Source organism: Paenibacillus sp. GXUN7292 (genome assembly GCF_050864975.1).
Taxonomy (GTDB): Bacteria; Bacillota; Bacilli; order Paenibacillales; family Paenibacillaceae; genus Pristimantibacillus.
Map to the genome: position 1 here is coordinate 131,202 of NZ_JBOZWO010000001.1, position 25,641 is coordinate 156,842.

18 protein-coding genes are annotated in these 25,641 nt (G+C 46.0%); 14 read left to right on the forward strand and 4 right to left on the reverse strand.

The annotated features are described in order from the left end of the window. From ACRRU2_RS00580 to ACRRU2_RS00615, 8 genes are all read left to right on the forward strand, one after another. Positions 1 to 2,175, forward strand: a complete 2,175-nt coding sequence (locus ACRRU2_RS00580) for a malate synthase G (protein WP_432499621.1) — start codon at positions 1 to 3, stop codon at positions 2,173 to 2,175. A gap of 80 nt (positions 2,176 to 2,255) precedes the next feature. Beyond that, positions 2,256 to 4,364: a hypothetical protein gene (locus ACRRU2_RS00585; protein ID WP_432499622.1), complete on the forward strand. Its 2,109-nt coding sequence runs from the start codon at positions 2,256 to 2,258 to the stop codon at positions 4,362 to 4,364. Between the two features lie 14 nt (positions 4,365 to 4,378). Further along, the gene (locus ACRRU2_RS00590) at positions 4,379 to 6,535 is read left to right on the forward strand and encodes an alpha-amylase family protein (protein ID WP_432499623.1); all 2,157 of its coding nucleotides are present in this window, start codon (positions 4,379 to 4,381) and stop codon (positions 6,533 to 6,535) included. Positions 6,536 to 6,709: 174 nt separating this feature from the next. Continuing rightward, positions 6,710 to 8,293 carry an extracellular solute-binding protein gene (locus tag ACRRU2_RS00595; RefSeq protein WP_432499624.1) on the forward strand — a complete coding sequence of 528 codons (1,584 nt, stop codon included), beginning with the start codon at positions 6,710 to 6,712 and terminating at the stop codon, positions 8,291 to 8,293. A 28-nt stretch (positions 8,294 to 8,321) separates the two neighbouring features. Continuing rightward, a complete protein-coding gene (locus tag ACRRU2_RS00600) occupies positions 8,322 to 10,628 on the forward strand; it encodes a helix-turn-helix domain-containing protein (protein ID WP_331699199.1) in 2,307 nt (768 codons plus the stop codon). Between the two features lie 66 nt (positions 10,629 to 10,694). Further along, the gene (locus tag ACRRU2_RS00605) at positions 10,695 to 12,809 is read left to right on the forward strand and encodes a hypothetical protein (RefSeq protein WP_432499625.1); all 2,115 of its coding nucleotides are present in this window, start codon (positions 10,695 to 10,697) and stop codon (positions 12,807 to 12,809) included. Then, entirely contained in the window at positions 12,806 to 13,696 is an 891-nt protein-coding gene (locus ACRRU2_RS00610; RefSeq protein WP_331699201.1) for an NAD(P)-dependent oxidoreductase, read from the forward strand. The genes ACRRU2_RS00605 and ACRRU2_RS00610 overlap by 4 nt, the downstream gene beginning before the upstream one ends. Before the next feature lie 4 nt (positions 13,697 to 13,700). Further along, the gene (locus ACRRU2_RS00615) at positions 13,701 to 13,976 is read left to right on the forward strand and encodes a YciI family protein (RefSeq protein WP_331699202.1); all 276 of its coding nucleotides are present in this window, start codon (positions 13,701 to 13,703) and stop codon (positions 13,974 to 13,976) included. A gap of 223 nt (positions 13,977 to 14,199) precedes the next feature. Here the strand turns inward: ACRRU2_RS00615 and ACRRU2_RS00620 are convergent, their stop codons facing one another. From ACRRU2_RS00620 to ACRRU2_RS00630, 3 genes are all read right to left on the reverse strand, one after another. After that, positions 14,200 to 15,645 carry an NAD-dependent malic enzyme gene (locus ACRRU2_RS00620; RefSeq protein ID WP_432499626.1) on the reverse strand — a complete coding sequence of 482 codons (1,446 nt, stop codon included), beginning with the start codon at positions 15,643 to 15,645 and terminating at the stop codon, positions 14,200 to 14,202. Positions 15,646 to 15,825: 180 nt separating this feature from the next. Further along, on the reverse strand, positions 15,826 to 16,575 hold the full coding sequence (locus ACRRU2_RS00625) for an IclR family transcriptional regulator (protein ID WP_432499627.1): 750 nt from the start codon (positions 16,573 to 16,575) through the stop codon (positions 15,826 to 15,828). Between the two features lie 83 nt (positions 16,576 to 16,658). Further along, positions 16,659 to 17,588 (reverse strand): AraC family transcriptional regulator, encoded by a 930-nt coding sequence (locus ACRRU2_RS00630; protein ID WP_432499629.1) that lies wholly within the window; start codon positions 17,586 to 17,588, stop codon positions 16,659 to 16,661. A gap of 147 nt (positions 17,589 to 17,735) precedes the next feature. Here ACRRU2_RS00630 and ACRRU2_RS00635 point away from each other — a divergent pair, with 147 nt between their 5' ends. Both ACRRU2_RS00635 and ACRRU2_RS00640 read left to right on the forward strand, forming a co-directional pair. After that, positions 17,736 to 18,476 carry a ThuA domain-containing protein gene (locus ACRRU2_RS00635; protein ID WP_432499630.1) on the forward strand — a complete coding sequence of 247 codons (741 nt, stop codon included), beginning with the start codon at positions 17,736 to 17,738 and terminating at the stop codon, positions 18,474 to 18,476. Next, a complete protein-coding gene (locus tag ACRRU2_RS00640) occupies positions 18,469 to 19,503 on the forward strand; it encodes a Gfo/Idh/MocA family protein (protein WP_432499631.1) in 1,035 nt (344 codons plus the stop codon). Before ACRRU2_RS00635 ends, ACRRU2_RS00640 begins: the two co-directional genes overlap by 8 nt. 136 nt (positions 19,504 to 19,639) lie before the next feature. Here the strand turns inward: ACRRU2_RS00640 and ACRRU2_RS00645 are convergent, their stop codons facing one another. Beyond that, a complete protein-coding gene (locus tag ACRRU2_RS00645) occupies positions 19,640 to 20,695 on the reverse strand; it encodes a hypothetical protein (protein WP_432499632.1) in 1,056 nt (351 codons plus the stop codon). 197 nt (positions 20,696 to 20,892) lie between these two features. On the opposite strand from ACRRU2_RS00645, the gene ACRRU2_RS00650 reads away from it, so the two are divergent. From ACRRU2_RS00650 to ACRRU2_RS00665, 4 genes are all read left to right on the forward strand, one after another. After that, entirely contained in the window at positions 20,893 to 21,909 is a 1,017-nt protein-coding gene (locus ACRRU2_RS00650) for a response regulator transcription factor (RefSeq protein ID WP_432499633.1), read from the forward strand. Beyond that, positions 21,910 to 23,709: a cache domain-containing sensor histidine kinase gene (locus ACRRU2_RS00655; protein ID WP_432499634.1), complete on the forward strand. Its 1,800-nt coding sequence runs from the start codon at positions 21,910 to 21,912 to the stop codon at positions 23,707 to 23,709. A 91-nt stretch (positions 23,710 to 23,800) separates the two neighbouring features. Next, positions 23,801 to 24,754: an ABC transporter permease gene (locus ACRRU2_RS00660; protein ID WP_331699212.1), complete on the forward strand. Its 954-nt coding sequence runs from the start codon at positions 23,801 to 23,803 to the stop codon at positions 24,752 to 24,754. A 12-nt stretch (positions 24,755 to 24,766) separates the two neighbouring features. Next, positions 24,767 to 25,636, forward strand: coding sequence for a carbohydrate ABC transporter permease (locus ACRRU2_RS00665; protein ID WP_432499635.1), 870 nt, complete (start codon positions 24,767 to 24,769; stop codon positions 25,634 to 25,636). Positions 25,637 to 25,641 lie beyond the last annotated feature (5 nt).

Sequence of the window (25,641 nt, forward strand, 5' to 3'; positions counted from 1 at the left end):
ATGACTTATATGACAGTAGGCAATTTAAAGGTTGATGAGCAGCTTTTTCAGTTTATAGAAAAGGAAGCGCGCCCAGGCACGGAAGTTGGTTCGGAGCATTTTTGGGCTGATTTTGAACAAATCATCCATGATTTGTCTCCGGTTAATAAAGCACTGCTTGCGAAGCGTGATGAGCTGCAGGCTGCAATAGATCGTTTTCACCAGCAGCATAAGGGGCGGGTTTCTCCGGAGGATTACAAGTCTTTTTTATTTGATATAGGCTACCTGGAGCCTGATGCAGATGACTTCCAAATATCGGTTAGCCGGGTTGACGATGCGATTGCGCTGCAGGCAGGCCCACAGCTGGTCGTTCCTGTCAATAATGCGAGATATGCTCTAAATGCAGTGAATGCGCGATGGGGCAGCCTCTATGATGCTTTGTATGGAACGGATGTTATTAGTGAGGAAAATGGCGCAGAGCGGGGAACAGGCTACAATCCGAAGCGCGGAGAGCTTGTTATAGCCTATGGCAGAGCATTTCTGGATCAAGCGGTTCCATTGGAGAAGGCCTCGCACGCTGAAGCCGCTGCTTACACGGTTCAAAGCGGACAGTTGAAGGTTAAGCTGACCAGCGGCAAAATAGCTGCTTTGCAGAATGCTGCTAAATTTATTGGATATGTGGGAGAGAGTGACACGCCTTCTGTTCTATTATTGCAAAACAACGGGCTTCATATCGAGCTGCACATAGACAGACAGCATATTATAGGCAAGTCTGATCTTGCGGGAATTAAGGATATTGTGCTGGAAGCGGCATTGACGACGATTATGGATTGTGAAGATTCAGTCGCTGCAGTTGATGCCGAGGATAAGGTGGCAGTTTATCGCAATTGGCTTGGACTTATGAAAGGCAGCTTGACTGCCGACTTTATGAAGGGCAAAGAAAAGGTGCACCGTGTTATGCACGCTGATCGTTCCTATCAATCTGCCGCCGGCGGATCGATTGAACTCTCTGGCCGTTCGCTGCTATTCGTTCGCAATGTAGGCCATTTGATGACTAGCGATGCGATATTAGATTCACACGGCGAGCCAATCTTTGAAGGCATAATGGACGGTGTGATTACCAGTCTTATCGCCAAGCATGATTTGCTGCGGACAAGCAAGCAGCGTAATTCTGCTGCAGGCTCCATTTATATCGTTAAGCCTAAGATGCATGGTTCGGACGAGGCAGCCTTTGCTAATCAGTTGTTTGACCGGGTCGAGGATATGCTTGGTCTTGACAGGCATACGCTGAAAATCGGACTTATGGATGAAGAACGGCGCACTTCTCTTAACTTGAAGGCTTGCATAAAGCAAGTGAAGGAGAGGGTTGTATTTATTAATACAGGATTTCTTGACCGTACAGGGGATGAGATACATACGTCGATGGAAGCCGGCCCGATGCTTCGCAAAAGCGATATGAAATCTTCAGTATGGCTGAAAGGCTATGAGCAGTCCAATACGAGCGTCGGCTTGACATGCGGCCTGCAAGGCAAAGCTCAAATCGGCAAGGGTATGTGGGCGATGCCGGATTTAATGAAGGAGATGCTGATTCAAAAAAGAAGTCAGCTGGAAGCAGGCTGTTCCACCGCTTGGGTGCCATCGCCAACGGCCGCCGTGCTGCATGCCCTTCATTATCATCAGGTTGATATCAGAGAGGTCCAACATAAATTAAAGCAGCAAAACAAAGATTACGTTGACCAAATACTAGAGATTCCTGTAGTCATTGAGCCTAGTTGGGCAGCTGAAGAAGTCCAGCAGGAGCTTGATAATAATGCACAAGGCATACTAGGGTATGTTGTGCGCTGGGTAGAGCAAGGAATCGGCTGCTCGAAGGTACCGGATATTAACCATGTCGGCCTGATGGAGGACCGTGCAACGCTGCGCATTTCGAGCCAGCATATGGCAAATTGGCTTCATCATGGCATTTGTACAAAGGAGCAAATCATCGTGACGATGAAGCGGATGGCGCTTGTGGTAGATAAGCAAAATGAGCACGATCCTCTTTATCGTCCAATGGCTGGCCGCTTCGAGCAGTCAGCAGCTTTTCAGGCTGCGCTGGAATTAGTGCTGTCAGGCTACGATCAGCCTAACGGCTATACAGAGCCGATATTGCATCGCTATCGCAGACAGTATAAAGCAGCTTCCGGAATGGCATGAAATACAGATCGGTTGGTAGGAGCAGCGGCCAGCCGGAACAACTCCGTCTGGCCTTTCTAAAAACAGGAGGTCGGTTTGCTATGATTACAATTGTTTATAGCAATGCTTCGCCTATGCAGCAATTTGCTGTCGCTAAGCTGCAAGAGTCTATACGATTGTCTGGCGAAGAAGCAGAGGCAATCGGCTATGAAGAGTGGCAGACTAGCGGGAAAAAAGCCCAAATTATAATTACAGTTGTTGAACAAGAGCAAGCTGCTCCCCTAGCAGGTGGCAATAGCCGCCTTGCTATGACGATAGATGCTGCTGTTTTGCCTGATGGCTTTGAAATTCGTAGGGCGGAAGGGGTAACATACGTGCTTGCTGTTAATGAAGCGGGCGCAATGTACGGTGTGCTTGAGCTTGCAGAAAGATTAGAGCTTAGCGGTGAATTTGAGAAAGTTGCTGAGGAAGTTATTAACGCCCGGTTTTCGTTTCGCGCCGTCAAGTTCAATCTGCCCTGGTCCAGCTATCGTAAAAATGATTGTTTCCGCTTGCAAACGGATACAGTGCGGGATTTATCCTTTTGGGCTAAATTTCTCGATATGATGGCAGTGAACCGCTACAATGTATTAACCTTCTGGAATTTGCATCCTTTCACATCGATGATTCGTCCTGTCAACTTTCCGCTTGCTTGCCCTCTTACGGATGAAGAGCTGCAGGAGTGGCGGCACTATTGGACGACATTATTTCGCATGGCAAAAGAACGAGGCATTGCTACGTACATGATTGGCTGGAATATATTTGTGTCCGAGGCATTTCGTGAACATTATGATCCGAAGGCTATTAGTGATGAGACCTTTTATCATTATGGCGACAGCTACTCCACGGAGCAAATTAAACAGTATACACGGGAATGCGTAACACAGCTAATTAATGAGTATCCCGATCTGACCGGCATTGGCACCTCGCTTGGAGAACGCATGAATGATATGATGCCTGAGGAAAGACAGAGCTGGATTAATGATGTTTATTTTGAAGGGATGCGGCAAGCTGACCGGCGCATTAAATTTATTCACCGGGCGCCATTTTCTGTTGATCCCTCGGTTACCAGGCAAGCGATTGAAGCGATCAGTGCTGCAGCGGAGGAAGTGTGGCTGGAGGTTAAATTTAATTGGTCTCACGCCTACTCGTCAGAGAAGCTTTTATTAACGCATGGCGGCTCAAATGGTATGGAAGGTTATTGGAATCCGGAGCCTACTCATTACGGCATCACATGGATGATTCGCAACGAGGATTTTTTTACTTTGCGTTGGGCGCAGCCTGCGTTTATTCGCAAGCATATTGCCGAGAACGGCCAGTCCTATGTCGGCGGTTACTATATTGGTTCGGAATGCATGATACCAGCGCTTGATTATTCTCATAAACAGGATAGCGAGCATAAAAACTGGGATTACTTGTTTGAGAAAAATTGGCTCTACTACATGCTTTGGGGAAGAATACTTTATCATCCTGGCGTAGCAGATAAAGTATTCGAGCATGCGCTCAATAAGCGGCATCGGTCTGCGATCGGTAAATCTTTGCTTGCTGCCTATTCATCTGTGTGTAAAATGCCAATGGCGCTCGCTTCACTTTACTCCTTTACTTGGGATTTCACGCTGTATGCTGAAGGGTTTATGTCTACGGATGAAGCGGAATTTGATGAAGGCGCTTCCTTTATATCGCTGCAGGATTTGTTGGAACGCGGCAGCTTTAATCCAGAATACGTGTCTGTTGCTAATTTTACAGCGAATCAGCTTGCCGGAGTCCATTCTAGCGGCATCACGCCGCTTGAACTCGCTAGCACATTAGAAAAAGATGCCAGTGCCGGACTGGATTTACTTGCGGGTATGCCGAGCGGAACACCCGAGCTTTGCTGCGAAAAGGCTGATATTGAAGCTTGGGCCTTTTTGAACTTGTATTTTGCCGCAAAGCTTCGGGCAGCAACAGCCTATTCCATTTATCGCCATAATGGTGACGAGGAACAATTTCAAATTGCCCTTAAATATATTCAGGCGCCTTACGCTGCGGCATACTGGGAGCGCATAGTGGACATTACGGAATCTCATTATACAGCTCATCCGCTTATGCATCTTGGCAAAACCTTGTTTTCTTGGCGATTATATCTTCCATTTGTGCAAGCTGATATAAAGCATATTTTGGAAAGACAATAAAAGGAGGAACTTTTATGGCTAAATCAGATTGGCTAAGCAAACGCGGCAGAGGCGTTCATCTAACCATTCGCGATGTAGATTGCAAGCAATTTGATACGGAGCAGTTTGCCGATGATCTGCAAAAGCTTGGGGTAAATGTATTGTCTTTCTTTTGTGCAGGATACGTTACGGTGCATCCTACATCGCTGGGCATACGGCAAAGCCCTTATCTTGCCGGACGTGATTTGACAGGAGATATTGTAAGGTCTGTCCAGGCGCGCGATATTCGCGCAATACCGGCTATTGATTTGAGTCTAATTCCGGGCAGCATAGCGAAAGAGCACCCCGATTGGTGCTCATGCGATCATCATGGCAAGCTCTATAAAGCGAATGAAGATTTGGGAGATTTCTATATTGCATGTCCGTTTAGCGGCTATCAGAATGAATATCTGGCACAAATATTAAAAGAGATTGTCAGCAGATATGACGTCGATGGGATCAAATTCGGCGGCGGCAGCTATGGCTTTTCTTCGTATGGCAACGGAATTTGTCATTGCGAGCGATGTAAGGCTGCGTATTCCAGCTGCTCGGAGAACGATATTCCGCTAGAGGAGAAATGGAATGATCCGAACTGGGTGAGCTTTCAGAGCTGGCGTCAGCAGAAGGTGGTAGACCGATCGCAATATTTATATGAGCTTGTAAAATCTCTTGATCCCAATCTGCCAGTCATGTGCAATAGCGTTTGCTTCGGAGAGACGGGCTGGACAATGAAGGGCGCACTCGATATTGAGCGGATGGCTCAATTTATCGATGCGGTGCAGGTAGAGGCCCAAACAAGAGTGCGCTATGAAAATGGTACTGCCAAATGGGATTTTATTGCCTGGCCGGGGGAGGAGGCTAATTACCTTTCTCATGTAACCGAACATCAGCCTTGGGTACTTGCTTCTTACTTCCAGGCATGGCCTTGGCGCCGCAGCGCTGTCCCGCCAGCAGAGCAAAAAATGTACATGGCACAAATTTATGCTAACGGCGGGAGTGCGATTTTGAATTTGTCGGGCGGGCCGATTGCTGGACATCAGGATAAGCGGGGATTTCCAGCTGTGCAATCGCTTTATCAATTTGTAGCTGCCAACGCCGGCTACTTTGACAATGATCTGTCTGCTGCCAATATAGCTATCGTTTATTCTCAGCATACTTTATTCAATTATGGCAAGGACCAACCGCAAAAAAGGTATGTAGATGCTATTCGTGGCATGGAGATTGCGCTTGCCGAGCATCATATACCATTCGATCTAATATCAGAATCCGTATTAATGGAGAAAGAGCAGGGCAAATATCGTGTTATCATGCTTCCGTCAATGGCTTGTATGACAGAGGAAGCTGCGGAGGCGCTCAGAAGCTATTCCGATCAAGGAGGAAGTATTATCGCCAGCTGCGAAACTTCCCTATTTACACCTGATGGGCAGCGGCGCTCCAACTTTTTGCTAGCTGATTTGTTTGGAGCTGACTATATAGGTACCGCATCCGTGATGGGTGAAGATAACGGCGTGTTTAAACAAAGCTATATGAACATTCAGTCTGCAGTCCATCCATTGCTGGATCAGCTTGGCGAAACGACGGTAATTCCAGCCTCGGACAATTATTGTCAGGTTCATGCAGGTGCGCATACAGAAGTTCTATTGACGCTTTCTGCACCATTTCGCGTATTTCCAGAAGGTATGAGCTATACGGAGCAGCTGGACACAGGGATGCCTATGCTGTTGTCTAGCGAAAGGGAGAGTGGGAGCAGAATTGTCTATTTCCCGAATCAGCTTGATGCTGCATTCGCAAGGGCTGGTTATCCAGATTGGGCGCGCTTGCTAGTAAATGCTGTGCGCTGGTCGGCTAGAGGGGAGCTGCCTGCTGAAGTTAATGGACCAGGCACGCTTCATGCGACCGTTCGCAAACAAGCTGGCCGCCGCAATGTGCATCTCGTCAATATGAATGGCGGCAGAAGAATGTTTAGCGAGCTTATTCCTGCTCGTGATGTAGTCGTTAAATTGCCGCAATGGACGGGTCCCCATGTAAAGCGCGCCTACAAGCTTTCCAATAAAAAAGAATTGCCGCTGAATCAGGAAGAAGGCGCGGTAACGGTGATCGTCGATCAAATCGATGATTATGAGGTCATTGTATTTGAATCGGACAGATTTTAACCAGTCAGACACCTATTGCTGATGGCTCTTAACGGTGCTATACAGCAAAAATTGTCGCTAACATGCATAGATGCAGCCCTCTATACTAACTTTGAAAGCGCTGCCAAAAATAACGAGAAAGACCGCATCGTATAAGGCAAAGTGCTAATTTATTACGAAGAGGAGAGGTTCACGATGTTCCAGCTCTATCGGAAAGGTTTTATTGCATTACTGGCAAGTATGCTTCTTATCTCTTTGCTTGCTGCTTGCGGAAGCAGCGGAGGCAGTAATAATCCGCCAGCAGGCTCAGAGAAGCCTGCCAATAATGATCAGCAAGGAAAGCAGCAAGGCACAAAAAAAGAAGAGCCTGCTGCTCCGATCAAGCTGCAATTTCTCGTGCCGTCTTATGCGGATGTGCCGAATATGGAGGATGAATATTGGACGGAATATCAGAAGAGAACGAATTCAGAGCTTGATGTAGAATGGGTTCCATCAGGCGACTATGATACAAAGTTCGATTTGGTGCTTGCGTCGGGCAATTTGCCTGAGATTATTGTTACGACCAATATTACAAGACCAACACTGCGCCAAGCGATCAAGCAGGGAGCGTTTTGGGATCTGACAGAATTTCTGGGCGATTTCAGCAAATATCCTAATATGCTGGAGAAGAGCGGACCTAATGTGTGGACTTATATGAAGCTTGATGGGAAAACGTATGGCATTCCGCGCAACCGGCCGCAAATTGACCTAGGCATTAAAATGCGCAAGGATTGGCTCGATAAGCTTAATCTGGATGTGCCGACTACACTGGAGGAGTATACAGCAGCGCTTAAGCAAATTGTAGAGAGCGATCTCGACAACAATGGCAAAAAGGATACGATCGGCATTATCGGCCACGGCTTTTTGATGGCGGACGGCGATGATACCTTCTCAAGCGCTTTTGGCGGTCTTGATCCATTCTATAACGAAGAGGGCGGACTTGTTCGCAATTTCCTCACTCCAAGCTATACAAGCATGGTTGAATGGTTCCGCCAGCTTTATGCCGATGGCATTCTTGCCAAGGAATTTTCAACGATGAAGAAAACACAAGCCGAGGAAATGTACGCAACGGGAAGAGCAGCTTCGTACGTCCGCAATATTTGGCGCGACTATACTTGGGAGCAGGACATTAAAAAGGTGCAGCCTGAAGCAAACGTCATTACACTGCCGCCGCTGCAAGGTCCTGGTGGGGTTACCGTCAGTCTAGCAAGTCCAACCTTTGGAGCTTTCTATATTTCCAAGAAGGTGCCTGAAGCCAAGGTGTGGGAAATTCTCGATTACTTCGAGCGCACAACTACGGATGAACTGACTGATTTCAACTACCATGGCATTGAAGGGATTCATCATAATCTCGTAGATGGTCAGCCGCATTTAACGGAGCTTGGCGTGCGTCAAGTTACGACGAATGCGAACCAAGTATTTTCGCTTGCTTTTAATAACAAAATGAAGGTGCTTAATCCATCGGCGCCAAAAGCATACAACGATGCCAAGCTTGAATCTGTTCAAATTTATAGTGAAGTAGGAAAATTGAATCCATTTACGATTATTAATTCAGATACTTGGACCGCTGTATGGCCAAAGTATGAGAAGGAATGGCAGGCTATGGCGACCAAGGCTATCGTCGGTCAAATCACTATGCAAGAGTATGAAAGCTATGTCGAAAAGCTTAGCAAAAATGAAGAGCTGAAGAAGGCATTCCAGGAATTTGCAGCAAGCTATAAAGAGTATTTTGAAAATTGACAAGTAATTGTAGCGCTAAGGAGGGTTTATGATTAAAGGAAATAGCAGGGTAAAGCACGGCAAATATTTTTATAAACTTATTTGGCTTGGCTGCATATCTGCTTGCATTCCTTTAATTATGGCAAGCTTGGTGTACTATCAATTTTCAATGGAGCGTGTGCAGGGGCAAGTAAATGTAGAGAGTGAATCCTTTCTGTCAGTCATGAAGGATCGTTCCGAGCGGCTGCTGCAATCCATTGAACAGGAATCTTTCAAGCTTGCAATCGATCCGATCGTAACTGGCTTCTTACAGGAGATGGGCTACGAATATTGGGAGTGGCATTTGGAGCTGTTAAACCGGATGTCCGTAGTCAAAAATAGCGATAGCTTTATTAGTGAAATTTATTATTACAACCGCTTCGAAAGTACGGTACAGTCCAATCGCTATGGGGTAATCGCCAAAGAGCATTACCCCTATAGCGAAGATATTGATCTATTGCTTGCCAGTCAGCATATTTCTCAATGGGCCTTTATGCCAAAGGCGCAAATGGATGGATATATTACTTATTCAAGATTGCTTCGCAATTTGAACGGAGAGGTATACGGTGTAATAGCGTTTGAAATCGAAAAATCTTTATTTAGTGAATTTATGGATGCAGATACGTATTTAGTGCCTCAAGATCAGCAATTGTTTGTCGTTCATTATCAACGGACAGCTAAGCAGGAAGAAATGTCTTATGAGCAGATCTACAGTTTGCTTGAGCAGCTTTCCGCAATTTCTAGAATTGCAGAAAGCGATGAAAATACGGGCCGCTTTATTGCAGCGGGACTTGATGGCAATGATACACAGTTCAGGTATGCCAAAAACGTGTATGGACGAACTTATGTCATGATCGTGCCCGAGCAGCTGCTGTCGGAGCAGTTGAATTGGATTCGCGTTGTTACGATAATGCTTTTCGCAATATTTGTTTTATTTGCAATCCTATTAACTTATTTCATTTCGCGTCGAGCCTATAATCCAATCAGCGAGCTTGTAAAGCATAGCAGTGCGATTCAAGCCGGACAATTGGAAAGAGAGAAAAATGAGCTGGAGTATATTCAGGAATGTATGACCTTTTTGAATACGGAGACAAAAAAGCTGGGCGATTTTATATCCAGTATGAAGCCGACACTGCAAGACATTTTTTTGAGGCAGCTTGTATGCGGAGAGTATATGCATCCAGAGAGGCTGCTTCAAGATTGCAAGACGCACGGTGTGTCCGCTCACGCTATGAATGTCATTTTAATTGCAGATGCGGACAAAGCTGCGCAGGAAAACCGGTTCCGGCCCGATGAGAAGGGAATAATCGCCTTTGTTATTTCCAATGTCATGCAGGAGCTGATGAAGCAAGAGGAGCTAGCTGGATTTGTCGTTCCGGTCAATGGAATGGGCGCGGCGCTGCTGCAATTCCATACTGACGCGGAGCAGGCGTACATGAACAGTCAGATAACAAAGTATGCGCAGGCAATTGAGCAATCGATGAAGAGCTATTTGAAAATGAGTGTATCGATTGGAATTGGGCGCTGCTATTTGCATATTAAAGACATTGCTGTCTCGTTCAAAGAAGCGGAAAACGCTCTGCGGTACCGCGTATTGGAGCAGACAGAGACGATTATGTATATTGAGCAAATGGAAAGCGGCAAAAAGCAAGCGGCTTTTCGCTATCCGCGTGAAGCGGAAGCTGCTATCATACATGCTTTAAGTCACGAGGATCTCGATGCGGCGGCAAGCGCATTGAAGGAATTTATGCAAACGATCAAGCAATCGCAATCCTATCGTTCCATCTGCCAAAGCTATCTGCTTCTGCTGGCTCAATTCATTCATCATTTGGAAAGCAGCGGCGGAAGCCTGCTCGATATTTTGGAAGATGACTGGTATGGACAATTACAGCTCCAGCAATCCTCTCAGGATGTTTATGAATGGTTTGTCCATGTGCTCTTTCCTTTGTACTGCAGCATGCTGGCAAGCTATCGCAGCGAATCCGGCCAGACGGTCATACAACAGGTTTGCAGCTACATCCGCAAGCATTGCGGCGAGGATTTGTCCCTTATACAATGCGCAGATCAGGCGGGTATAAGCCCATCTTATTTAAGCAGGCTGTTCAAAAAAGAAATGGGCATTAATTTTCTGGATTATGTCGTGCAGTGCAAGGTGAACGAGGCGAAAAGGCTGCTTTCGGATACCGATATGCTGATTAGCGAGATAGCAGCGTCTGTAGGATATTCAGAGAGAAATTTGCATCGCATTTTTCAGCGGTATACGAATGTATCGCCAAGTACTTATCGCTCCCAGCAGCGCTTGCAGCTTCACATATAAGAGAGGTGCACATAGTTTGCCAAGGGAGTCATGCTGGGATCGGTAAAGGGTTAGGGAGGGAGCACAATGAAGCTTGTATATGATCATAGTAATGAGCTTGTCCGATTTGGGGTAGAGCAAATTAAGAAAAGCCTGGAGAATCGGGGTATTTATTATGCTGAGCAATATGCCTTGTACACGGCTGCCCCTGCTCCTAAGAAAGGGATAGTTGTGCAGCTGCTTGCTGTACGAAGCGGCAATGGAGCTACAGCTGCTGACCCGAAGGTGCTGGAGCAATATGAGGAGCAAGCCTTTCGTTTAATCCGCATTGGTGAGCTGTACCGAATTGAAGCTATTGATGCGAGAGGGCTTATGTATGGCTGCCTGGAGCTGGCTGAACGGCTAGCAATGGGTAAAGCCATGGATGAGGGGGAGGAAATATATCGCGCGCCATTGCTGCGAATGCGCGGCATTAAATTTAATTTGCCCTTTGCCCCTTTTGATTCCGGCGATCCATTTGTACAAAATGAGGAAACTTGTCTGGATCTGGAGTTTTGGAAATCGTATATCGATATGCTCGCTCTTAATCGATATAACTGCTTGAGTCTATGGTCGGAGCATCCCTACGACATCATGGTCGTATCGCCAAAGTACCGGGCTGCCAATCCTTATTCTGACGATGAGATCAAGCGCAATATAGCTTTGTTTCGCAGTATTTTTCGCCATGCGGCCAGCCGCGGTATTGATATTTACTTATTCACATGGAATATTCGCATTACGAAGGAAGTTGCCAAAGGGCTGGGGTTGCCAGATGCTGTTGGCGATTATGGCGATATGTACAGCCATCTTATACACCGAACTGGCGTTACGTTTAACCGTTTCCGGGCAGAATCGCTGCTTATTCAAGATTATGTGCGCGAAATGGTATTGCAGCTTCTGCTAACATATCCGGAGCTGAAGGGGCTCGGAACATCAGCGAGCGAATGGATGGATGGCAGCGGATATGAGCGAGAAAAGTGGATTGTGGAAACGTATGTGGAGGCCATTGAGCAATCGGGGCGTGCCATTCCATTTATCCATCGGACTAACATGCAAAATGCAGGCAAGGAAATTAAAGAGCTCGTCCAGACTAGATTTAATAAGGATGATTTCTATATTAGCTGGAAGTATTCCAATGCACATGGCTACTCGCATCCTGAGCCGCAATTCGAGCAGCTATGGAACGCGTGGGAAGGGATTGACTTGGCAAGCACCAACGTATTGTATACGGTTCGCAATGACGATGTATTCACACATCGCTGGGGTGATCCGGATTATGTGCGGAGCTATGTGAAAGGCATGGCAAAGCCTTATGTGAAGGGCTTTTATTGGGGAGCGGACGGTTATGTGTGGGCAAAGGATTTCCAGCATATCGACTATGGGCATAAAACATGGCGTTACGATTATGAGCGTCATCTCTTTCAATTTCAGCTATGGGGCCGATTAGCTTATGATCCTGATACGCAGGAGGAAGTATGGGTTTACCTGCTGGCATCCATGTATGGTGATGAGCATGCGCCTATCTTTTTGCAAGCGCTGCGCAGCGCTTCTGCTATTATTCCAGCCGTTAACCGCTTGTACTGGCTCGATTATGATTTTCAATGGCATCCTGAAAGCTGCTTGTCCGAGGTTACGGGCTTTAAAACGATTATAGATTTTGTAAATGGCAAGCCAATGCCAGGAGTCGGCGTACAATCCATCGCAGAGTATGCTGCGCAAGAGAAGCAAGGAAGGTTTACGACAGCAAATTTGGAGACGCCTGTTTCCATTATTAGCTTATTGAATACGGCTGCAGATAAGACAGAGATGCTTGCCACTGAGCTTACGCAGCAGCTTGGTGAGCTAAGCTGCAGTCATTCTGCCTGCACGCTCTATGATTTGCATGCGTATGCCGAGATGGGACGTTATTATGCATGCAAGTTTTCAGCTGCCCTTGAGCTGCATCGATTCGGGCAATATGGCGAGCAGAAGTACAGGGAGCAGGCTGTCCAGCAATTGGAGAACGCAGTTTTGCATTGGGAGAAGCTGGGGTATTACTGGGGGCTTCACAATAAACCATATTTTATGGCAAGAGTGAAAAGAATGTTTGGCTACCCTTATTATTTAAATGATGTTCGAGCAGATATTGAGCTTGTTCGGCAATACGAAGGAGTGCAGAGATGAAGCTGACTTTTATTGGACTTGGCAATATGGGCTTGCCGATGGCAAACAATCTAGTAAAGGCAGGATATAATGTCATAGGCTATAACCGAAGCAAAGGTGCAGAACAGCGGTTTCTTGAAGAGGGGGGCAGCACCGCAGCTTCTCTTGCTGAAGCTGCAGCGGAGGCAGATATAATTATGACCTGCCTGCCTATGCCACGCGATGTGCTTGATGTCTATTTAGGTTCAAATGGAATAATAGAGCATGCCAAGCACGGCGCGCTGCTCATAGATTTTAGCACGGTGTCACCCGAAGTGAATAGGAAGACAGCTCAAGCAGCTAACGAAAAGGGGCTGCGGTTTCTTGATGCGCCGGTAAGCGGAGGAACTGTTGGAGCTGCAGCGGCAACACTTAGTATCATGGTGGGAGGCAGCAAGCAGGATTATGACGAGGCTCAACCTGTTCTGCGGAGATTGGGCTCTAATATTTATTATGTAGGGGAAACCGGCAGTGGGACAGTTGTCAAGCTGGTGAATCAATTAATGGTAGGCATTCATTCACAGGCGGCCAGCGAGGCGCTATTATTGGGAGAACGGCTTGGAGTAAAGCAGGAGCTATTATTCTCAATACTTGACAATAGCTTTGCGCAAAGCCGAATAATGGATCGCCACTACAGTCAATTTATAGCGAAAGACAGCTACACTGCTGGCTTCGCTATTAAACTATTGCATAAGGATGTTCAGCTAGCGAAAGAAATGGCTGCTGAACATCATATCAGCATACCGCTCGGAGAAGAAATCTTTCATATTTTGAGTGCCGCGGAAGCGAGTGGGCTGGCGGACAAAGATATGTCGGCAATTTATGTGCATCATAAAAATAATCAGTTACTACACCATAAAGGAGAATAATAGGATGAAAATATTCGCTTGTTTTTTACCTATGCTCGATCATGAGAAGAGCACAGCATACCGTCAGGAACATTTGGATTACTTGGAGAGCCAGCGTAGTGCGGGTCGCATCATTGCCAATGGCCGATTTGTAGATGGATGGGGCGGACTCGTTATTTATAAAGCTGCGACGATGGAGGAAGCTGTAAGCTACGCTGAGAATGATCCGTATATAATCAAGCAGGCAAGAACCTATGACATTCATGAGTGGGATATGGTTTCTACAGTACTCCAGCAATGATATAAAAATATATATTAAATAGAAGAGACCAAGCGCTGAAACTGGCAACTGTCCAGGGTTTCATCGGCTTGGTCTCTTTCTCTAAAATATAAGAAAGTATAAGTTTTTCCCTATTAATCAATTTTTTAGTTGACTATGCTTATTAAGAAATTGATTCCAACCTGTTTCTTATATTTCATCGGTAAACGCGCCTGTCCCAAGGACGGAGATCCGTTTATCCTTGTTATTTCGCTGACTGCGGCTCCTTGTCTGCTTGATCCTCGACGCGGAATTCAGGCGGAATCCGGCCAGCGACACCTGTATCGATAGCAGCCTCGACTACCGCATTGCGTACTCTCTCTACTACCTTATCATTAAATATGCTTGGCACGATATAATGCTCATTCAATTCTTCCGGACTGATGGTAGAAGCAATGGCTCTGGCAGCGGCTATCTTCATCGTTTCGTTAATATGCGATGCTCTGCAATCAAGCGCTCCGCGGAATATGCCCGGAAAGCAAAGCACATTATTAATTTGATTCGGAAAATCGCTCCTGCCTGTTGCCAATACGCGCACATATGGTTCAGCTGCATCAGGATCAATCTCCGGCTCAGGATTAGCCATAGCGAATACGATCGGATCAGCAGCCATTTTTTTCACATCCTCCACTTTCAGCACACCGGGGCCAGATACGCCAATAAATACGTCAGCATCTGCTATAACCTCGCTTAAAGAGCCATGAAGCTGATGAGGATTTGTCTTGCCGGCAATACGGTCAAGCGTAGGATGATGGTAAGGAGTACCGGGCACTAGGGCGCCGCAGCGGTCCACGGCAATAAGCTGCTTCACGCCGGCAGCAAGCAGCATTTCAATACAAGCGGCCCCGGCTGCGCCGACTCCGCATACGATAACCTTTATGTCGGCGATCGATTTGCGCACAAGATGGAGGGCATTTAAAAGGCCTGCCAGTATAACGACTGCCGTGCCGTGCTGGTCGTCATGAAAGACAGGAATATTAAGCTCCTCCTGCAGCCTTCTCTCGATCTCGAAGCAGCGCGGGGAACTGATATCCTCCAGGTTAATGCCTCCAAATGTCGGCGAAATAGCTTTTACAATTTGTACGATTTCATCAGTATCCTTTGATTGCAGACAGATTGGGAATGCATCAATATCGGCAAATTGCTTAAACAGCATAGCCTTTCCTTCCATAACAGGCAGAGCGGCTTCTGGTCCAATATCGCCAAGGCCGAGCACGGCAGTACCATCTGATACTACAGCCACAGTGTTTCGTTTTATCGTAAGTGAAAAGGCCTTGCTTGGATCTTCATGAATAGCCGTGCTTATTCGAGCAACGCCAGGTGTGTATACTCTTGAAAGATCATCGCGGTTTTTAATAGGAGCTTTAGGCGTTACTTGTATTTTTCCGCCCAAATGGGCAAGGAAGGTGCTGTCGGACATATGAATAATCGATGATCCAGGCAGTCCGCGAATCGTATCCATAATCGTTTGATGTGCATTTACGTTGAGCTGAACGGTAATATCAAGTATAGTTACCTGCTTGCCTGCTTGAAAGACGTCAACGGCATGAATGTCGCCTCCCGCCTTATTAATTGCCGTTGCTAATTCCCCGAACGTAAGCTTACTTTTGTCCAATTCTACCCGAAAAATAACTGCAGTATGAATTGCCATAGACCCCACTCCATTCTGTTAAGAAAACTAGTGCTAAATTAGTTTGTTCATCATAATGAACGATGTTCATTATAATGTGTTACTAATATATTCCTATACAAATGAAGGGATGTCAATGGGGAACATAAAAAAAGATCAACTAGGAATGGTTACATACCTGGTTGATCTTACTATTTTAAATTATATAATGGACGCTAATTGACTGGCAAGCTGGAGCATCTCTTTTGCCGCTTGTTCTTTTTTCGTTTCCCAGTGATGAATAGGGATCGAACAGCTTACAGCAGCAGCGGCTTCGCCATTTAATTTTTTAATAGGTGCCGCAATACAGCCGAAGCCCATTACGACCTCTTGAATGTCAGTGGCATAGCCTGTCTGTCTGACCTTTTCAATATCTATAAATAGGCTTTTAGCGGAGTCAATCGTATAATCGGTATATTTACGAAACGGCTCAGCGGGAAGCAGCTGATCAATTTGATCGTTGCTTCTCGTCGAAAGGATAGCCTTGCCTAGTCCCGTAGCATACGCGGGAAGGCGAACACCGGGTCCGGATACCATCTGTACAGGCGCAGGCGCTTCTACCTTGGACAAGTAAAGAACCTCGTTGCCATCAAGCTCTGCGAGCTGGATGCATTCCTGCAGCCGCTGCATAACTGGTCTTGCAAAGCGTTGAAATTCTTCAATTATCGTATACTGCCTGAAGTAAGCATTGCCAAAGCTGCCCATAGCTGGTCCAAGCGCATACGTATCGCTGCGATCACGAATAATCCAATTCAATCTCTCCAGTGATTGCAGTAAAGAAAAGAGTGTGCTCTTGCTTATATTCAAATGGCGGGAAAGCTCAGACAGCTTCCACTTTAGCGGCTCTTCAGCTAACAGCTGCAATACCGCATTTGCTCGTTCCAGCGCGGGCACATTATATTTGGGCTCCATATCATCACATCCAAAGTTCACAATAATCAATTAATCTCGATCTTAGCATGATCGGCAGAAGGCAGTCAATTGGCATCGCTCAATCATTGCAAAGCTCCTTCACTTTTGAGATAGCGCTCGCGAAATTGCTTGGGAGAACAATCGTTGTATTTGCGAAAGCGGTCATAAAAGTGACCGATATTGGACAAGCCGACTGAATCAGCAATTTCCGCTATGCTGGCATCCGAAGTAAGCAGCTGCTGCTCTGATTTTTTGATGCGCTTGAAGGCGATATAGTCGGTAAAGGACATGCCAATCGCTTTTTTGAACGTTTTAATAAAGTACGTATAGCTCATATTGACGGCTTGAGCTGCTTTATTGACGGATAGCTTGCTTGCCAGATTTTCATCAATGTATGCAAGTGCAGGCTGCAACCGCCCAATGAGCTGGTTATGATCATAATTAAGCTCCTTCCGAGCGTCATTGCGCAGCAGCAGGAGCAGCAGATTTTTAACCATAGCGGATACAGCCAGCTCATAGCCTAACTGGGCTTGGTTCATTTCTGCATAAATAGAACGAATGAACTCAGCGGCATTTTTTCGCACGTTTTCGTTTTGTCGAAAAATATAATTTAAAGAGCTGAGCGGACGAATAACTTCCGTAAAATGATGCATCAGGTTAACTGTGCTGGAATCCCAATATTGATTGAGCTGAATTTGCAGGACGATCTGGCTTAAATTATCCTTCGCCTGAATTGTCATATGCGGCTCCGATGAACCAAACAGAACGATATCACCCGGTTCGAGCAGCAGCTCATCATCTTTGTAAAAGGCCAGCTGCGCGCCATTTTGTATGAGCAGAAATTCGATCTCAGGATGATAGTGCCAAGTGAATTGGTGCTTGATTTTTTGATCGCTTTTTTGAAGTGCCTGATTTATAAAGTCCGGCTTGGCAGGTGAATCGATTTGCCAGACGCGAAGTGCGAGAAACGGGTTCTGATAAATAACATTTTCGTAGCGCATGTTATTAAGCATGGATGGACTCCTTCGCCATGGGTAGATTAAGTATTACTACTATAATAACAGAATACCGTAATAAAAGAGTGGAAAAAGCAATCGCATATTGCAAACGCTTCTATTACAATGAAGGAAATATCACTTAGTCATAAGGATGTGTGAACTGTGTCAAAAAAATTGCATGTTACGATTTGGAATGAATATCATCATGAGCGTCACAATGAAAAGGTTGCTTCCGTTTACCCTAATGGAATTCACGCTGTTATCGCTGAAGGATTAGAAAGTGCAACGAAGGTTCGTACAGCTACACTTGAGGAGCCGGAGCATGGCTTGACCGAGGAAGTACTGAATGATACAGATGTATTGATCTGGTGGGGACATGTTGCTCATAATGAGGTTTCTGATGAAATTGTAGAGCGCGTGCAGAAGCGTGTATGGCAAGGTATGGGCTTAATTGTGCTGCATTCCGGCCACTTTTCAAAAATTTTCAAAAAATTGATGGGTACTTCCTGTGATCTAAAATGGCGTGAAGCTAATGAGAAGGAACGCATTTGGATCGTAAATCCTGGTCATCCGATCGCTGATGGCATTGGCGAATATATTGAGCTTCCGCATGAAGAAATGTATGGCGAGCATTTTGATATTCCGCAGCCGGACGAGCTTGTAATGGTAAGCTGGTTCGAGGGCGGAGAAGTATTCCGCAGCGGCTGCTGCTATACGAGAGGAAATGGTAAAGTATTCTATTTCCGTCCTGGACATGAAACTTATCCGACTTATTATAATCCGCAAATCCGCAAGGTTATCGATAATGCTGTAAAGTGGGCAGCGCCGGTAGACCGCGAGTACCCGCGTTACGGCAATGCTAAGCCGCTAGAAGCGATTAAAGGGCTGGATGCCGATGTTTAAGGTTGGAGTAGTCGGGACAGGCAATATATTTAAACAGGCGCATTTGCCAGGCTGGCTTAGCAGTAAAGATGTCGAAATTATTGCTTTGTGCGATGCTTTTCGTGATTCGGCTGTGGCAGTGGCAAAGGATTTTCCTGATGCTAAAGTTTATGATGATTATAATGAGCTGCTGGACAATCCGGCAATTGATATTGTCGGGATCAGCACGCCAAATATTTTCCATTCCGAAATAGCGATTGCTGCGCTGCGCAAGGGAAAGCATGTATTTTGCGAGAAGCCGGATGCGATCAATCCGCTTGAAGCTCAGAAAATGGCTGATGCTGCTGCCGAATCGGGCAAGCTGCTTATGACGATGCGCAATAACCGCTTCAGTGCAGAAGCACAGTTTATGAAGCGGCTTATGGATAAAGGCGAGCTGGGCGAAATGTATATGGGGCGCTGCGGCTGGATTCGCCGGCGCGGCATTCCTGGACGCGGAGGCTGGTTTACAACAAAAGAGCTGTCAGGAGGCGGGCCGCTGATCGATCTCGGCGTCCATATGATCGATATGGCGATGTATCTTGGCGGCAGTCTAAAGCCAGTTACGGTGTCGGGCTCTACGTATCGCAAGTTTGCCGATCAGCCAGATGCATCAGGCCAGATACCGAGCGGCACCTTCGATGTAGAGGATTTGGCGGCTGGCTTTATCCGTTTTGACAATGGTGCTTCATTGCAAATTGAATTTAGCTGGGCTTCCAATATAGCTGTCGAGCAGAAGTTTTTGGAGTGGAGAGGCACAAAAGGCGGCTTTTCTCTTATTAATGATAAGCTGAATATTTTTACAGAGAAGGAAGGCGCCCTTATCGATGAGCAGCCATCCTTCGCAGCTGCGAAAATCCCGCAGCATACTGCTAATATCCAGCATTTTATCGCTTGTGTGCTAGGCAAAGAACAGCCAATTATTACGCCTGAGCAAGGTGTGGATATGATTAAAATTTTAAGCGCGATTTATGAATCTGCCGATCGCGGCAAAGAGATTCGACTATAGCTTGATGAAGAAGAAGAGCGAGCTTGGGATGCAATCCCGAGGCTCGCTCTTCATTGTTTAAAATATAGGAACAGGTTTTCACTAAATACCTGTTCCTATATTTCATCGGTAACTTTCTAAAGGACGGCGGAGCTGTTTATCCTTGTTGAGATGCTGGCTTTACATGCTCAGAGCATTGCTTCACAAACGGATGCGGCTGATCAATAAAAAGATATAGTTGCTCTACCTCTTGCGTCACGCCAAAAATTTTAACTACTCTAGTTTTTTGCTTAAGCCGAATAAGCACATTGCCCTCAAAGCCGATGGGGATAAAAGAGGCTTTCATTTGCTGTTTGTCTGGAGCTTTGTAAGGAACAGCTTCAATTGAAGCGATATTGCTCCAAGCCAGTTCTGCTGCGAGCTGAACACCGTAGCGTAAAACAAGGCCGCGTTCAGATACAATCGCTGGATTTAATTTCATCGCGCGATAATCGCTAATCAGCAGTATGATGAAGTAGAGGTTGCCTACAGATAACATCCAGGCTGCTGGATGCGACCAATTCATAACTAATATATGAATAATGATTCCTTCAAATAGAAGTATTTTTGAAAACGCAAGCACGGCAATGAACCAGCCGGATTCTTTATGGTAGCTGTATGCCGAGGTGCCGGGCTCTTGGTATGGCTTTTTGCCCCAAGACAGAAAAGCGTAATAGATCATGCTGCACTCATGCTGCAGGAAAGCGGCTATCTTTTGATTCGAAATACTTGTACGAATACTTTTCTTTAAAGCTTCCAGCGGATGAACGCCGTTTGGAAGGTTTCGCCTGGCAGCTCGATAAGCTGCGGTGAGCTTATAAAAGCTGTAGCTGAGCAGCAGCAATTCCAGTGGAATAATGACAAATTTAAGTATAGTCAGCAAATCATGGCTGCTTGCTGGAAGGTAGAAATGCAAAGCGGCGAGCCCAAGCAGCATAAACGGAATGACTGCGACAATTTTTTTGCTAATCCTGCGATAAATCGCAAAGTAAAGCAGCAGCGGAAGCGCTACTGTGAAATCCAGCGCGATGCCTATCGTTAAAGCTTGCTCGTTTTCTTGAAACAGTGAGGATTGCACGACCCATTGATCAAAGAGAGCTATTAATAATATTACGGCAATAAGGCTAAAGGTGACCGCTCGATTTGGTTTGCTTATTTTATTAACGATAGCCATGCACGCCCTTTCTTAAACAACTTATGCTTGTTATCTAATATAAACTATAAAGGATTGCGAATTGTATTCCAACAAGGATTTGTAAACAATGGTAAAAAAGCAATCTTTGTTTGACAAAATTATGTCTAGCCTGCAAAATCGGTGCTATCGATTGTTTATTTTGAATGAGAAAACAATTATGGATAAGGAGAATGGACATGCATGTACTCGTTGTTGACGATGAGGTCATCATTCGTAACGGGATTAAACATATGATATCAACCTACAGGAAGCCTTTCAGCAGCATTAGGCTGGCTGAGAACGGTGAGCAAGCGCTTCAATTTATTGCAGATGCGGCACCGCAGCTCGTTATTACCGATATTCGGATGCCCAAAATGGATGGGCTCGAGCTTTGCAAGCAGCTGTACGAGAAATACCCGTATATAACGATCGTTGTTATTTCTGGCTTTGCTGAATTCGAATATGCGCAAAAATGCATGAGCTATGGCGTGAAAAACTATTTGCTTAAGCCTGTCATTAAGCAGGATATGCATGAGCTGCTGGACAAGCTGTTAGTTGAGCTGGAAAAGGGAGTCGTAGAGCCGACGCAGGTCAAGCGGTGGATGGATGAAATTGTGGAGCAGATTTGGCAGCTGCAGCTGGATACGGCAACTGGCAGCATTGACGGCTGGCTGGATTACTGTACGGCAAAAACGGGGACACCCGGACAGTTGAAAATACTGCTTTCGGATTTTTATGCTGGCGTTATCGAGCAGCTGCAAGTAAAAGGACATCAATCGTCGCTAATTGAGGCAGCGCTTACAGGCGGCAGCTTTGATCAGCTTAGAGGCAGCTTTCAGCGCAGCTTGCTGGAGCTGGCAAAAGAAATTATGCAGCGCAGAGGCGGCTATAAAGACGTGATGGATGAGGCGAGAGAATATATTGAGCAGCATTTGTCCCGTGAAGTGACGCTGGAGGAGGTGGCCCAGCATGTCGGGCTTACGCCTAATTATTTCAGCATGTATTTCAAGAAAACGATGGGGGTAACGTTCATTCATTACCGGATGAACAAGCGGATGGAGCTTGCTGAGCAGCTGCTTGCCCAGCCGCATTACCGCATTGTCGATATTGCGCATGAGGTCGGTTATGAGGATTATTCACATTTTGCCAAAACCTTCCGAAAAGTAAAAGGCTTGTCGCCTACCGAATATCGCGCGAGATTGGGGATCAAATAGATGGCAAGAAAAAGCAGACGGAAAACGCTTTTTAAACGTCTTTATTTATTTTTTACCGTCATTATTGTCATTCCCTTATTAGTACTGGGCTTATTTACGTATAACGGCGTATCAGAGAAGCTTCGCCATCAAGCTGAGACAAATATGGCTCAGGTTGTCAATGTGGCGACCACCCACTTGGAGCAGTATATTCGAAGCTATGAGAATTCTACCCTGTCGCTGCTTACGAATTTGGACATAAAAGAATATTTGGATGTGAGCCGCGAGCTGAATTATGAATATTATTACTACTCCTCGCGAATTAAGGAGTTTGCTTTGGATCCGATTATGATCAGGCATCCGGAAGTAAGCGCGCTGTATGTTGTCGGTCAAGACGGCCGCGTTGTAGCCGCAAATGCAGGCGCTTCCATTGACTTCACCAATGATTATGTTGAGCAATACATTGTGAAATTATTTGAGACGATGCCTGATAACAGCCAGCTCGTGCTGCTGAACAACAGCATTGTTTCCTCCAAGCAGGGACAAACGATAACGCTTGCCAGAAAAATCAGAGGCTTGCGCTCCATGGATTATAAAGGGATTTTGGCGATGGAGGTGCGCAGCGAGGATCTTTCTACGCTGTGGGAAGGCATTGAGCTGGGACCAAGAGGCTATTTCGTTATTGAGGATCGCGATGCCAAAATTGTCTATCATACAGATGCTTCAAAAATAGGCACCCAGCTGCCTGAGCTGCATCAAAAGGAGCTGCCCGTTAATCGCGTCATGTCTTACATTAGCGAGGTAGAAGGAGAGGAGCGCTTTATGATCGGGCGCCATTCCTCGTACACCAATTGGAATTTGCAGCTTTCAATTCCGATGGACGAGCTGCGCGCGCCGATTATCGGCATTCGTTCGGATATGATCTGGATCGGGGCAGCGGCGCTTATTATAGCGCTATTGCTTGCCTATCGCTTCAGCCAGTCGATTACAAGGCCGATTCAAAAGCTGCGCAAAGGGATGAAGCAGACGGAGAAGGGAGATTGGACTACTATTCCGCAGCAAGGCCGCAAGGATGAAATTGACGAGCTTGTACTGAGCTATAACTCGATGGTGCACAAGTTGTCCGATTTGCTGGAGCAAATTTATGAGGCCGAAAACACGAAGCGGGAAGCGGAGCTGGAGCGGCAGAAGGCGGAGCTGCAAGCACTGCAGCTGCAAATCAATCCTCATTTTTTATATAACACACTTGAGACGATTGTCTGCTTCCCGGCTGTCCAGGATTCAGACGAAGTATCGGAAATCGTAAAAAATATGGCCTATATGCTGCGCTATGCTGTCCAAACGAGTCTTGAAGAGATTACAGTAGCCAATGAGCTTAAGCATGTGCTGAGCTATATGACGATTTTGAAGCATCGGCACGGCAAGGAATTTGAAATCGAGGTAGAAATACCGCCAGATTATTTGCTGGAGAAGATGGTGCGGCTTACGATGCAGCCGCTGATCGAAAATGTGTTTCAGCATGCGTTTTTTGAAGGAATTGAAGAGCAGCACCGCATTATGATTTCGGCCCGCGTAACTGAGAATGAGTTTATCGTTTCTGTGCAGGATAATGGCTGCGGCATGAGCGAGGAGCAGCTTGTGAAGCTGCGCAGTAGACTGGAGACGAAAAAGCTGACTGAAGTGAAGGAGGGCAAAGGCGGCATCGGCGTGCTGAATGTGCATCGGCGCATTCAGTTAGTGTTCGGTGAAGCCTACGGCCTGCAAATAGATAGCGAGCTTAATAAAGGCACGACGATCAGCATGCATATGCCAAAATCGTAAAAGAAACCATAGCAACAAATATGAGCCCATCGCTGAATGCAGCTTCTGCGTGTACGATTACAGTACAAAAAGACGTAAGGAGATGAACCCTATGGCCAAATCAAGTCAGTCAGAAGCCGGCCGCATTCAATTTCGGAACAGGCAGGAGCGATGGGCTTTTTTAAAAAAATATAAAGCGCTCTACTTCCTGTCGATTCCGGGCATTATTTACTTTGTTCTGTTCAAATACGTTCCTTTAGCGGGATCCTTTATGGCATTTCAGGATTACAACATTTTCAAAGGCTATTTTGGCAGTGATTTTGTCGGGCTGGATCAGTTCCGCCGCATGTTCACCTACCCTGACTTTTTAAGAATTTTAAAAAATACACTTTTAATCGGATTATATAGCCTTGGTTTTTCTTTCCCGATACCGATTATGCTCGCCTTGCTGCTGAACGAAATCCGCAAGGCGCTATTCAAGAGAACATTGCAAACCGTTATTTATATGCCGCATTTTTTATCCTGGGTAGTAATCGGCGGTATTGCGATTGAAATTTTGTCGCCGCGCAACGGTTTTGTCAACAATATTATTGAATTGTTCGGCTTTGAACCTATTTATTTTATGGGTGAGGAGTCCTATATACGGACGATTCTCGTATCTTCTGGCATTTGGCGCGATGCAGGCTGGGGAACGATTATTTATTTGGCCGCGCTTTCTGGTATTAATCCCGATCTGTATGAGGCAGCCGAGATGGATGGCGCTAATCGCTGGAAGCAGACGCTTGCGATTACGATTCCGGCCATTATGCCGACGATTACGATTTTATTTTTGCTCAACATTGGTAATTTCCTTGATTTTGGCTTTGAACGGGTATCCGTATTTCTCAATACGCTCAACTCTGGCAAAGGTGAAATACTCGATACGTATATTTATACGGTCGGCTTGCTAGATCGCCAGTACAGCTATACAACGGCCATCGGCTTGTTCAAGTCAGTGGTAGGGCTTGTCCTTATTGTCATCGGTAATACGGTAAGTAAAAAATTAACCGGCGACGGGTTATATTAAGGAGGAGACGACATGATTAGAATAAGTAAAGGCCAGCGCGTATTCAGCGTATTCAATTATTTTTTCCTTACGATACTCGGTCTAAGCATGCTGCTGCCGATTTTGCACGTACTGGCACAATCGTTGAGCAGCAATGAAGCGATCAGCGGCGGCAGAGTCTTCTTCTGGCCGGTGGAAATGACTTTCACGAATTATAAGGCAGTTATGGGCGAGACGCTTATGTGGCGCTCCTTCGGCATCAGCGTATACATTACGGCAGTGGGCACATTAATTAACCTAGCTATGACGGCATCGTTAGCCTACCCGCTTTCCAGAGCGGAATACATTTATCGCAAGCCTGTCCTGCTTATGGTGCTTATTACATTAATATTTTCAGCGCCGCTCATCCCGAATTATTTGCTTATTAAAGAGCTCGGAATGCTTGACACCTTATGGTCGCTTATGATTCCAGGCGCGATCAGCGCGTTTAATTTGTTCGTTATGCGTTCCTTCTTTATGGGCTTGCCGACAGAGCTTATCGATGCGTCCAGAATCGACGGCTGCGGTGAGATGAGAATACTGTGGAGCATTATATTGCCGCTGTCTAAGCCGGTTATGGCAACATTAGGTATTTTTTATGCGGTAGCACATTGGAACAGCTATGCCAGCGCACTTTACTATATTAACGACCGCTTGCAATATCCGCTTCAGGTTCGCCTTCGCGAATTTATTATTACCGACAGCTCATCCATTTCTGCCCCTGCCGAGGACCTGCTGGTCAGCTCGCCTGAAGGCATCAAAATGGCTGTAGTTATGGTGGCGACGATTCCGATTATGCTTATCTATCCATTTTTGCAAAAGCATTTTATGAAAGGCATGCTTATCGGATCCGTAAAATCTTAACACAA

Excerpts from the sequence above, each read along its gene's own strand:
- ACRRU2_RS00615 (WP_331699202.1), top strand. The coding sequence starts at position 13,701 with ATGAAAATATTCGCTTGTTTTTTACCTATGCTCGATCATGAGAAGAGC.
- ACRRU2_RS00650 (WP_432499633.1), top strand. The coding sequence starts at position 20,893 with ATGCATGTACTCGTTGTTGACGATGAGGTCATCATTCGTAACGGGATT.
- ACRRU2_RS00595 (WP_432499624.1), top strand. The coding sequence starts at position 6,710 with ATGTTCCAGCTCTATCGGAAAGGTTTTATTGCATTACTGGCAAGTATG.
- ACRRU2_RS00610 (WP_331699201.1), top strand. The coding sequence starts at position 12,806 with ATGAAGCTGACTTTTATTGGACTTGGCAATATGGGCTTGCCGATGGCA.
- ACRRU2_RS00620 (WP_432499626.1), bottom strand. The coding sequence starts at position 15,645 with ATGGCAATTCATACTGCAGTTATTTTTCGGGTAGAATTGGACAAAAGT.
- ACRRU2_RS00655 (WP_432499634.1), top strand. The coding sequence starts at position 21,910 with ATGGCAAGAAAAAGCAGACGGAAAACGCTTTTTAAACGTCTTTATTTA.
- ACRRU2_RS00630 (WP_432499629.1), bottom strand. The coding sequence starts at position 17,588 with ATGCTTAATAACATGCGCTACGAAAATGTTATTTATCAGAACCCGTTT.
- ACRRU2_RS00665 (WP_432499635.1), top strand. The coding sequence starts at position 24,767 with ATGATTAGAATAAGTAAAGGCCAGCGCGTATTCAGCGTATTCAATTAT.
- ACRRU2_RS00580 (WP_432499621.1), top strand. The coding sequence starts at position 1 with ATGACTTATATGACAGTAGGCAATTTAAAGGTTGATGAGCAGCTTTTT.
- ACRRU2_RS00625 (WP_432499627.1), bottom strand. The coding sequence starts at position 16,575 with ATGGAGCCCAAATATAATGTGCCCGCGCTGGAACGAGCAAATGCGGTA.
- ACRRU2_RS00590 (WP_432499623.1), top strand. The coding sequence starts at position 4,379 with ATGGCTAAATCAGATTGGCTAAGCAAACGCGGCAGAGGCGTTCATCTA.
- ACRRU2_RS00645 (WP_432499632.1), bottom strand. The coding sequence starts at position 20,695 with ATGGCTATCGTTAATAAAATAAGCAAACCAAATCGAGCGGTCACCTTT.
- ACRRU2_RS00600 (WP_331699199.1), top strand. The coding sequence starts at position 8,322 with ATGATTAAAGGAAATAGCAGGGTAAAGCACGGCAAATATTTTTATAAA.
- ACRRU2_RS00660 (WP_331699212.1), top strand. The coding sequence starts at position 23,801 with ATGGCCAAATCAAGTCAGTCAGAAGCCGGCCGCATTCAATTTCGGAAC.
- ACRRU2_RS00605 (WP_432499625.1), top strand. The coding sequence starts at position 10,695 with ATGAAGCTTGTATATGATCATAGTAATGAGCTTGTCCGATTTGGGGTA.
- ACRRU2_RS00640 (WP_432499631.1), top strand. The coding sequence starts at position 18,469 with ATGTTTAAGGTTGGAGTAGTCGGGACAGGCAATATATTTAAACAGGCG.
- ACRRU2_RS00585 (WP_432499622.1), top strand. The coding sequence starts at position 2,256 with ATGATTACAATTGTTTATAGCAATGCTTCGCCTATGCAGCAATTTGCT.